Origin of the sequence: Peteryoungia rhizophila, from assembly GCF_004912145.1 — a bacterium.
Lineage (GTDB): Bacteria > Pseudomonadota > Alphaproteobacteria > Rhizobiales > Rhizobiaceae > Allorhizobium > Allorhizobium rhizophilum.
This window is the reverse complement of record NZ_STGT01000006.1, coordinates 285,895-295,412: the sequence shown is the minus strand read 5'-3', so window position 1 is coordinate 295,412 and position 9,518 is coordinate 285,895. Positions and strand designations below refer to the sequence as shown.

At 61.4% G+C, this 9,518-nt stretch carries 3 protein-coding genes; 2 read left to right on the top strand and 1 reads right to left on the bottom strand.

Going from position 1 to position 9,518, the window contains the following annotated elements:
- Positions 1–7,032: peroxidase family protein (locus tag E9677_RS22595; protein ID WP_328591185.1), on the bottom strand; the 7,032-nt coding region annotated here is incomplete at its 3' end.
- Positions 7,033–7,398: 366 nt separating this feature from the next.
- Between E9677_RS22595 and E9677_RS22590 the strand changes: the two genes are divergently transcribed.
- Complete coding sequence (locus tag E9677_RS22590; RefSeq protein ID WP_136560312.1) at positions 7,399–8,706, top strand: hypothetical protein; 1,308 nt, start codon at positions 7,399–7,401, stop codon at positions 8,704–8,706.
- A 62-nt stretch (positions 8,707–8,768) separates the two neighbouring features.
- On the top strand, positions 8,769–9,500 hold the full coding sequence (locus E9677_RS22585) for a COG3904 family protein (protein WP_136560329.1): 732 nt from the start codon (positions 8,769–8,771) through the stop codon (positions 9,498–9,500).
- The last annotated feature ends 18 nt before the right edge of the window (positions 9,501–9,518 follow it).

The window sequence follows — 9,518 nt, the reverse complement described above, 5'->3', positions numbered from 1 at the left end:
GGATGAGCCGCCCGTCGCAGGAGGCACCACCACGTCGTCATCGTCAGAACCGTCATCATCCGGGCCGTCGTCATCGTGGTCATCGCCTTCACCGGCACCGACCAGGGTCGGCGCCTCCCCGGTAAAGGTCAGCGAGTGGCTGCCATTGGAGAGCGTCGTCGTGCCGTCGCCATTGTCGGTTTCGCTGTAGTCTTCCGGATTGGCATCCGCCGCGACCTCGACGACATCCTGGGAACGCAAGCCGCCAATGATCGTGTCGTTGCCGCCATTGGAGCGGAAGACGATCCGGTGGGCGGAGGTCAGGGCCGAGATGTCGACCACGTCGTCTCCAGCGGAGCCTTCGATGGTAATGGTCGAGTAGTTCAGGCTCGTCGTATCGAAATTGCCGACGATCTCGATGATGTCACCACCACTCGTGCCGCCGTCCGGGCCGCCATTGTTGTTGTCGGCGGTGACGTTGAGCGTATTGATCCTGATTTCCTCAATGCTGTCGAGTTCGGCAACAACCGTCTCAATACCGTTCGCCAAGGCGCGCGTAATGACGATTTCCGTCGTCGGCAGGAAGGCCGTGCCCAGCATCGCAGCAAGCGCAGCATTCTGGTTGTTGGTCACCGCGTAGATCCGGAACCGCTCCGCACCATTCTGCCCGCCAATTCCGGTCAGGACATAGGTGTCGTTGCCGGCACCGCCGTCCACGATATCGTGGCCCTGATCGCTGGTCTGTTCGATCGTGTCATTGCCCTCACCAGCGAGAATGACATCGTTGCCGCCACCGCCATTGATGGTATTGGACGCGTTGTCGCCGACCATGATGTTGGACGCATTGGTCCCGCTCAATGTCCCGAACGTGTCATAGGACAAGGTGACTGTTGCGGTATCGCTGTTCCCCCCGGTCGCCGTATAGCCGAAGCTGCCGCCGGCCCCGCCATTCGTCGGATCGGTGAAGGTCACCAGCCTCGCCGTATTGTTGAGACTGACGTTAGTCAATCCGCTCTGGCCGTTCGTCGAAACGGCGGAGACGTCGAGCACATTGTCCGGATCGCTGTCGTTATAGAGCAATGCCCATTCCGGAATGACGATCGCCGTGCCACGGCCGATATTGGTGATGACCGTATCGTTGTTGGCATTGGTCGGATCGTCGACCGGCGTGATGGTCACCGTATGCGTGGCCGGCTCGCTGTCGAGACGTCCGTCATTGACGGTAACTTCGATGACCCGCGGGATGATGGAAGGCGCGTCCGAACCGTTGGCGAAGGTAATCGCCTGGATCGCTGCCTGATAAGCCGAGAGCGTCGCTTCGCCAGTGAGTGTCACTACGATCGTGCCACCCGCTTGCGTCGTCGTCGGGGTGATCCCGTTGGGAAGACCACCCACGGCGAGGCTGTCGCCGGCCTGGGCATTGGTGAGAACCACCCGAGCCGAGGCCAGCAGCTGCCCGTCATCCGTGATCAGGGGCTGCGATCCGATCGAGATCGGTGCCTGGCCTTCGACAAAGGTGCTGGTTATATTCTGATTGGGCGGCGTGACGAGCTGTGTACCAGTGGCATTGACAGCCAGGTTGTCCACAATGAAACGCTCGGCCGTGGCCAAGAAACCGCCCGCGTCGAGTGTGCCCTCCAGCCGGAACCGGATCGCGGCATTTGCGGTGAAGCCGCTCCCGATCGGCAAAGTGATAGACTGGTTTCCACCATTGTTGCCGTTGAAAGTCGCCACGGTCACGAAATTCGTGCCGTCCGCAGCATATTCGAAATGCAGTCTTTCATTGTCACCGAAAAAGCCGCCTGCGGTTACGCCATCGTCTTCAATGCTGAAGCTTACGGTCGCAGACTGCATGCCCGACAGGTCAAGGGATCGCGTGATCGTTGCACCGTCAGCCGCGTTCGGATTGAAGCGCAGTTCGTTGCTGTTTCCCTGGTCGATCTGGATGTTGCCGCTAGTAACCGAGTTGTTTCCGTCACCTGCCTCGACCCAGCCAGAAGCGAAGCTGGTCGTACCGGAATTGTTGTTGGCGCTCGCAGAATTGAAGTTGTCAGCAACCACGCGCGTCACGGTATCGAAGCCGTCGAGCGCAATTTCCGGCGCAATATTGCGCAGGTCGAGCACCCGGTCTGCGAACTGGATCTTCTCGATATTGAACAGCCGATCCGTGCCTTCTGCCTGCAGATTGCGGCCGGATACCGTGTCCACAACGCCTGCTGTGGGGTTCACATGGGCAACGGTGACGCTGCCGTCATCGTTGTAGGTGACCTCGTAGTTATCGAAATTGTCGTAGTAGACCGCGGTATCGACATCGTCAGCACCGCCGCCATCGACGATTTCTCGAACCATCGATAGCTGGCCGGGCCGGAAGGTCCGGCTGAAGAGCAGACTGTCGAGCGTCGCGCCTTCCAGCTGTGCAACGGCATTCGGCTTCAGCATTCCGTTGACGAGGTCTGATTCCAGGTAGACCGGGCCGGCCAGACTGTCGGCCGTATACGGACCACCGGGTGCATCGATCCGGATGCGGACGTTGAGCCACTTGTCGCCGTCGATGATGTCGTTGCCGCCCATGCCGCGGATCATGTCGGAGCCACCGCCGCCGAGCAGGATGTCGGAACCATCGGACGTGTCCATAACGGCCAACTGGCTATCGCCATTGGCATTGTTCGGGTTGGTGATAACGAAGCGCTCGAGGTGTGCCACGAGCTCGCGAAGCCCGGTGATGTTGTCGACGTTCTTTTCGAGAAGCGCGTTGGAGAAGCTCTCGATCGGCGCGTCCGGGGTGACCTGCGCTGCATTGCCGGCCGCATCGTAACCACCGATGACCACGTCGCGCCCGGTGAGGCTGTCATTGTTCTTCCAGCCGGACAGGCCTTCGACGAGATCGTAGCGATCCCGCAGGATGTTGTTCTGCTGGTTGACGAAGATGCTGACGTTCATGTCGGCATCAGCGTCGTAGTCGTTGCCCTTGAAGGTCGTCCAGTCGAAGCCGGCCATGCCATTGCTGCGGTTGATGCCGATCCCCTGGACCATGATGTCGTCGCCGGATTCGGCATCGAAATCGGTGTCGTTCTCGCCCGAAATCATGATGTCGTGGCCGATGACACGGGAGTTGAAGAAGAGTTCCGAATTGTCACCGGTCAGGGTATTCATGTTCCCCTGGCCTTCCATCCAGTCGTCGCCTTCGTTGCCGTAGACGACGCCGCCGCCACCCGAGGCAGCGCGAATGAAATCATTCCCCTGACCACCGAAGATGCTTTTCGCTTCCGAACCACCGGACAGGATGTCGGAACCATCGCCACCGAAGATCAGGTCGAGGCCCATGCCGCCATTGATCAGGTCGTCGCCGCCCTCGCCCTTGAGTACGTCGGCCGCGCCGATATCGGTGCCGCTGTCGGTGATGATGTCGGAGCCTTCGCCGCCATGGATGTGGTCGACGCCGTAGCCACCTTCGATCCGGTCGTCGCCGCCCTCACCCCAGATCGTGTCGTCGCCGGCACCGCCGATGATCGTTTCCGACCGGTTGGTGCCACCGAGCACGACATGCTCGCCGCCATTGTACTTGATGTAGTCCTGAGCGCGGGTGACGAGGCTGTCGGTCCCGGTGATCGCGGAGATGACATCGGGCGCGCGGGTCGGATCATCGTTTCCGTTGTTTCCGAGGCCCTCATTATACTGTCGGGACTGATCCATCTCGATGATGTAATCGGCTGTCTGGAAGGCTGCGCCATTGATGTGCAGGCCGACTTCCTCGGTATCAGTATTGCGGCGGATCAGGTCGGCGAAGCTGTCGCTCTCCAGTTCCGTGAGCAGATTGAGGCCCTGCGTACGGCTCAAATAGTAGAAGCGGTCGCCGTTCTGCAGCTTTTCGATCTGCAGTTCGAAGACGAAGGTGAAGGTGGAGCCCAGCATGCCGCCGAAGGGCATCAGGGTCTCGGCGAGGCCACCGATCCAGAAATCGACCTTGTTGAGACCAGTTTCAGTATTGGCCCAGGAGCCCGTTGAGTTAAGGAAGTCGAGGCGAGCCTCGCGTTGTGTGGATGTTTCATCTGCCTTTCCGAAGACGAGATCCCATGCCGCATCGCGCTTTGCTTCGGCCGTTGTGGCTGACAGGATCGTGGCATGCGTGCCGTAGGCCGCGATGAAATTGACGATCGACAGCGGGTTTTTCAGATTCTGGGCGAAATCGACCCAGCTTTCATAAGGCTTCAGATAGGTGTCCTGGGTCTGCTCGAAAATCTGCCGGCGGGCTTCATTGAGCGAGGGCACGCCCGTTTCGCGTGCACGGGCAATGTTGAGGGCCGCGAGATCGAGCGGCAGGCCGACCAGGTTGTCGCGCAGCGCGCTGGTCATGAACTCGTCGATCTCGTTGCCGGCCTGGCGGGTCATGCCGCGCAGGATCGCACCAGCGGCGGCATGCGCATCGACACCCTGGGCATCGAACATGACCGGATCGAGGAAGGCGTCGATCAGGCCCTGTTCTTCAGCGCTGACCTGACCATTGGCAAACTTCAGGATCTCGACATTTTCGGCGAGCATCGAATGGCCGAAACGATAGACGACCTGGGCGAACTCTTCGAAGATGGCGCTGTCGATTTCGACCGAATTGGAAAAGACAAAGGGATCGATCTGCGGCGCGATGGCCCGGACAAACTCTTCGAAGACAAGATGCTGGTACACCATTTCGGTGGAGAAGCGGGCGGCCTGGAAAAGACGCTCGCCGTCCCAGACGAGCGGCTGGGATGCGAGGAAGCCATCCTTGTCCGTCGCGGCGGCATAACCCTGTTGCAAGGCCGCGAATTGGCCCGTGGTGAGATCAACCGTGAGCCATTCGTTCAAGAAGGCGAGATCGCCTTCAGCGATCAAGGTCTTCTTGACCTCCTCGACCTGGCGGTTGTGTTCGCCATGGAACATGGCATGCGTTGCCGTGAGCGCGATGTTTTCGTTGCCGCGGCCGTCGCCGACGATGAAGTGACGGTCCAGGAGTTCGTTGTCGTAAGTGGACACACCGCCGAACTCGTTGGCTTGTGCCTGAGCATTGCCGGTAGCAACATCCGAGTCGGCGGTCTTCAGGGCATAAGTAGTCTGGCCCTGCTGCGTACGCGTCACGACATATTCACCGGGAACGGCATCATGAGCGATGTCGTTGAGGAAGGCGCGACCGGCCGAGACCGCCTGCAAGGCATCCACGGGTGCGCCGATGACGCCTTCCAGAGCGCCGTCCGGCGTCACAAGCTGCGGAAAGCCGTTCGCGCCACGGACGAATTCTCCGTAAAAGTCAGTGAGCACGGCCGGCACGGCATGCACGTTCAGGTCATGCAGCTTGATCCCGAGGACAAATTCCGCCTGGTTCTTGATATCCTTCCAGGTCGGCGGACCACCGGTGGCGCTTTCCAGCATCTGACCGGTCGCGACCGGCTTGCCCCCCACGAGCACATATTCGCGCAGGAAGACCTGGTGCGACGGGTTCGACGTATAGACCTGGTTGAGGTCGATCCACGGTGTCGTCTCGTTGGTGTGGTCCCGCACGTCATCGGCCGTGCCGAGAATGTTATCGGCTCCCGGATCATTGGTGGCACGGGTGAGAACCATGAAGTTGGTCGGGCTGTTGGCGTCGTAGAGCGGATCGTCCGGCTGCAGCGGAATGTAGACGGAACCCGCGCTGCCCTTGGTGGTCAGGTCGAGGCCATGGTCGAAAAACTGGCCGAAAATGGTCATGAAGCCGTTGAAGGAGGCTGTGTCCCCAAGGTCTGCAGCGATATTCTTGATGAAGACGTTGTCGCCGTCCATCTCCACGCCGTGCGAGGTCAGTTCCGAGATGACAGCGGCGTCGGCAGCCGCAGCCGTAGCTTCGGCTGCGGCCGTAGCATCAACGCCGGTCGGAATGTCCTCCAGGATATCCGTCGCGGCGGCCAAGGCGTCATTGGCAGTGTCCAGAGCCGTTTCCGCAGTGCCGACAGACGCATTTGCCGTCGTCACAGCCAGATTGGCAGCCGACAGATCCGCTTGGGCATCGCTCACTGCATCCGCCAATGTTTGCTGCAGCAGAATGGCCGATTGCAGATCCCCGACGGCTGTCGACTGGATCGCCTGTGCCGCGTCGAGGGCTGCTTCAGCATCCTCCACCACATCAGCAGCGTTCGCATAGGCCAGAGATGCATCCTGATAGAGTTCGAAAGCCGCTGTATAGGCGGCCGCATTCTCGGGAGACGAGTTTGCCTGGAAGTTTGCGAGAGCCGCCTCCATGGCCTGCTCGGCAAGACCCATTTCGGCAAAGGCGATGTTACGCGCAAGGGTCGCGGTGTCGACTTCGGCCTGCGCATCATTGACTGCAGTCTGTGCCACGATGGCTGCCGACTGGGCGCCGGACAGTGTCGGGGCATGGTCTGCAAGCGCCGCAGTGGCATTGACAAATGCAGTGCTGGCGGTGGCCTGGGTGTCAATTGTCGCCTGGAGCGTGCCGTTGGCGGCATCGAGAGCATCCTGGGCTTCCTGAACATCGGCGGCCGCCGCAATGACATTGGCATTGGCGGCGTCAAATTGCGCCTGCGCGTCAGCAACGGCGCTGGATACCGCGGCATGAGCGGCCTTGGCGGCCGCCTGCAGTTGCATGATTTCGCCGATGATCGCCAGCGCGTCCGCACCGATAATGCCCACGGACGCAAGAGCACCTGAAATCGCAGCCGGATTGTTGATCGACTGATCCGCGACGAGATTGGAGATGATACGCGGCTGACTGTCGTAGACGCTTCCTGAGGTCTGGTTGTAGCTTGTCGGCGCGCCGGTCCGCGGATTGTTTTCAGCCGGCAGGAATTGGGCATCGAGCAGACGAACCATGGGCTGGTCTGCCGAGCCGAAACGCGTCATGCCCGGCTGGAAGTTGTTGAAGGAGCCATCGACTGTTCGCAGGCCATAAGGCAGCAGCGGGCTCGAAACCAATTGCTCCAGGGCCACCCGTGGATCCACGCCGGCATTGTAAGCCTCGACGTGCGCTTCTGCGATCCTGATCTGACGCAGAATGAAATCCAGATCGTTCTTGTTGAGCTGTACCATGTGTCCCCCGGGTTTCCCCGCCCCTCTTGATGATCCACGCGGCCTGCAAGGCCTGAACTGCGCAGTTTCCGAGGCTCGACAGTGTTCGAAGAGCGAGGCCAGCGCCATGTCGCTTGGTCGAACGAAAATCTCCCTGAAGGTCTGAGGGCCACTAGGGACTTTGTACCCTATCGGGCTGTCGCCCCCCATCGCAGCAGAGGCTGCCGCAACCCGTCCACGTCGTCAGCAAGGCTGTCAGCACAACATACGGTCAGGCAGTTTGGCGCCCATCCTGAAAAACCGACATAGGAAAGAAGACGCGCCACAGCCTTCATTTCGCCCGCTTCTTAAGGGCTTGTTAAGAATTCATTCCTGTCGGAGGTCTACATGGCGCTTGGCGCATCGCATCGCTTGCAGGACGGCGTCCTCGCCGTCGAAACCATGACGCGCTTTGCGCTCGCAGTCTTGGCCCTCGCCTCCGGCGTCTACACCTATCTGGGGGTCCGCAGTCTCCTCGACGGCTCGCCGACCGCAGTCTTCTTTGCCGCCATCATCTACTCGGCCTCAGTTTCGGTGGCGATCTATGCCTTCTGGTCCTACATGGCGCGCTTCTATCCGCATGTCACCGGCGCTGCGTCCCGCGGCGCCATGATCGGCGTGATGGCGCTCGGCTGCGCGATGATCATCGCCATGTCGAGCTGGCTGAATGCGGCAGCCCTCGCAGGTTCTGCGGCGCTCGAACAGCATCTCGCCGAAACGGTACAGGACTACACGGCCGATCTCGATCAGGCGCACCAGAACGCGCTCGCCGCTCAAAGCCTGCTGCCGGATATCCAACGGACATCGGAGCGCTTTTCAAGGCTCGCGGACGATGAACGTCAGAACGGTGCCCTGACAGGAACGACGGGGTCGGGCAGCGTCGTCCAGCTCCTGACGCAGATGTCCGCCCAGCTCACCGAGCTCGAGACCGGCATCGCAGCCTCCCGTGAGCGTGTCACCACGCTCTTCGACCAGGGGCGCGCCCATCTCGCGACCATGCGCACGCTTGTTTCGGCACCCGGGGCCGTGGCCCCGCGCAGCGACGACTTTTCCGCCGAGGTCGTGGCTCTGTCTGGCGTCATCACCTCGCTGGAACAGACCTCGATTGCCCCTTCCGTCAAACGCGCGGCCGAGGACCTGTCACTCGGTTTCATCGCGCCCGTCGCCGATGGCCGTGCGGCCGATCTTGCGGATCGACAGGACCAGGTGATGCAGACGATTCGCGCCTCGGTCTCCGCCCAGTCGCAGGTCCTGTCTCAGGCCGCAGACGACATTCTGGCACGTGAGCCAGTGGCGGAACGCCGCTTCGTACCATTGTCATCCGCTGAAGCCGTTCTGCGTTATGCAGCCGATTTCATCCCGGCCTGGGCCGGCGCGATCTCTATCGACCTGCTTCCCGCCGTTCTCGTCTTCATCCTGGCCGTCGTGCACGGCGCGATCCGGCGGCAGGAAGAGCGCATGCCCTTTGCCCAGCGGATCACGGCAGCCGAACTGCTGGAAGCCCTGGAAGTGCAGCGTGCCCTCGGTCGGCAGGGGATCGACGTGGAACAGGCCTTGAAGGCTGCGGAAACCGAGGATGAGCACGGACGGGCGGACTCCAACATCACCAGCCTCGACATGTCGGCGAAGGCGCCGCGCAAGGGGCCTCCCGCGTGAGACCCTCTTCGCTGTTCCCGCGCCTGAAGAAAGCCGTTCTCCGCGCCGATGACGGTCTGCTGATGCGCGGCGCCTTCTTCGCCCTCCTGGCGGCAGCAGGGGCTTTCCTGTTTACTGACCTCAGGGAAATGAGCCTGGCGAATGCGGCGCTTCCCGGCCACGACCCGATGACGACGGACGCTCCGGTGCTTCCGCCGGCCCTGACGGACGGCGTGCCTCAAGGTCCGCCGGTCGAGCCGGAGACATCTCGTGAAGTCCTGCGCCAGCCCATGCGCTTCGAACTCCTGCCCGGTGGCCTGCTCCAGGCGGAAGGCTCGATCGATCTGGGTGCCGCCGACCGATTCGCCGAGGAAATCGCTGCGCGCGGCGAATATGTGAAGGCCATATCACTGAATTCACCGGGCGGCTCGGTTGATGATGCTCTGGCGATGTCGACTCTGATCCGCGAAAAGGGCCTGAACACCAAGGTTGCGACCAAGGCGCTCTGCGCCTCCTCCTGTCCTCTGGTCTTTGCCGGAGGCGTCACGCGGGAAGCGGAAGAGAATGCCATTCTCGGCGTCCATCAGGTCTTCAATGCCGGACAGGAACAACCCTCTCCCGAGCAGGCCATGTCAGGGGCGCAGAGCACCACGGCGCGCATCGCCCGCCATCTGGACGAGATGGGAATCGGCAGCGGGCTCTGGATCAACGCCCTGGAAACGCCCCCGGACCGGCTCTACTACTTGACGCCGAAGGAAATGGTTGAGTTCAAGCTGATCACCGCGCCGGTGGCGACGGCGAAACAGGCCGACTGACGAATGCCGCAACCGGAC